Here is a 1,512-nt window from a genome sequence, read left to right on the forward strand (position 1 = left end):
AGCGGTGCGCGATGCCCGCGCCCGATACACCGAAAACAAGCAGAAACAACGCGCGGATTGATCCGTAGGGTGCGTGCTTTGCACGCACCGCCAAGAAGGACGAGACCCATGGCTGTAAGGATCGGCATCTCCCTGATCGCCTGGCAGAACGACGACCTGCCGGAGCTGACGAAGGACTTCACCACCGAGGGCGCGATGCAGGATGCCGCCAGGATCGGCTATTCCGGCGTCGAGCGCGGCCGCCGAATGCCGGCCGACACCGCGGGCCTGCGCGCATACCTCGACCGCTACGGAGTCGCGCTTTGCGGCGGCTGGTGCTCGGGCAACCTGTTGGTCAACGACCTCAAGACCGAGAAGGCGGCGATCGCGGCGCAAGTGGAACAATTCGCCGCCCTCGACGCGCCCTGTATCGTCTATGCGGAATGCTCCAACACCATCCAGGGCGACCGGGGCACGCCGGTGTCGCGCCGCCCCAGGCTCTCGCGCGACGAAGTGACCGTCTATGCGAAGAAACTCTCGGAGCTGGCGAAATGGACGCGCGATCAGGGGGTTGTGCTCTCCTACCACCACCACATGGGCGCCATGGTGCAGGATGCCTGCGACATCGACTGGCTGATGGCGGGCTCCGACCCGGCGCTGACGCTGCTCTATGACACCGGGCATCTGCATTTTGCCGGCGCCGATCCGCTGGCGGTGCTCGACCGCTGGGGCGACCGGGTGCATCATGTGCACGTCAAGGACGTGCGCCAGCCGGTGCTCGACTGGGTCCGGGCCGAGGACCGCAGCTTCCTCGACGGCGTCGCGGCCGGGGTCTATTCGGTGCCGGGCGACCCGGAGGGCTGCCTCGACTTCCAGGCGGTGACCGACCGGCTGAAGGCGATGGACTATGATGGCTGGATCGTCGTCGAGGCCGAACAGGATCCGGCCAAGGCGCCGCCGTTTGAATATTCCAGGCGCGGGTATGACCATCTCGTCGAGATCTGCACCCGGTCCGGACTGAACATCCAACCCTGAGGAGGCGCCCATGCCCGATCTGCTCTGCAAACCCTTCGGCACTCACGGCAAGGTGCATGAGATCACCCCCGCGCGCGCCGGCTGGCGCCATGTCGGCTTCTCGCTCTACCGCCTGCGCCCCGGCGAGACCGCGGCCGAGGCGACCGGCGCGCGCGAGGTGATCCTTGTCATGGTCGAGGGCAAGGCGGCGATCACCGCCGCCGGCCGGGATTGGGGCACCCTCGGCGCGCGGATGAATGTCTTCGAGAAGACCCCGCCGCATTGTCTTTACCTGCCGAACGGGACCGAATGGTCGCTGCTGGCCGAGACCGATTGCACCGTCGCGGTCTGTTCGGCGCCGGGCCGCGGCGGCCATGCGCCGCGCCGCATCGGCCCCGAGGGCATCACGCTCACCGAACGCGGCCGGGGCACCAACACCCGCCACATCAACAACATCGCGATGGAAGCCGAGGATTACTGCGACTCCCTCTTGGTCACCGAGGTCTTCACCCCCGCCGG

General features: G+C 67.5%; 2 protein-coding genes. Both read left to right on the forward strand.

Going from position 1 to position 1,512, the window contains the following annotated elements:
• Positions 1–108: 108 nt before the first annotated feature.
• The gene (iolE, locus tag BMW90_RS26060; protein WP_074840700.1) at positions 109–1,014 is read left to right on the forward strand and encodes a myo-inosose-2 dehydratase; all 906 of its coding nucleotides are present in this window, start codon (positions 109–111) and stop codon (positions 1,012–1,014) included.
• Positions 1,015–1,024: 10 nt separating this feature from the next.
• The coding region (locus BMW90_RS26065; RefSeq protein WP_170850638.1) for a 5-deoxy-glucuronate isomerase at positions 1,025–1,512 on the forward strand (488 nt) is incomplete at its 3' end.

Source organism: Marinovum algicola, assembly GCF_900109145.1.
GTDB lineage: Bacteria > Pseudomonadota > Alphaproteobacteria > Rhodobacterales > Rhodobacteraceae > Marinovum > Marinovum algicola.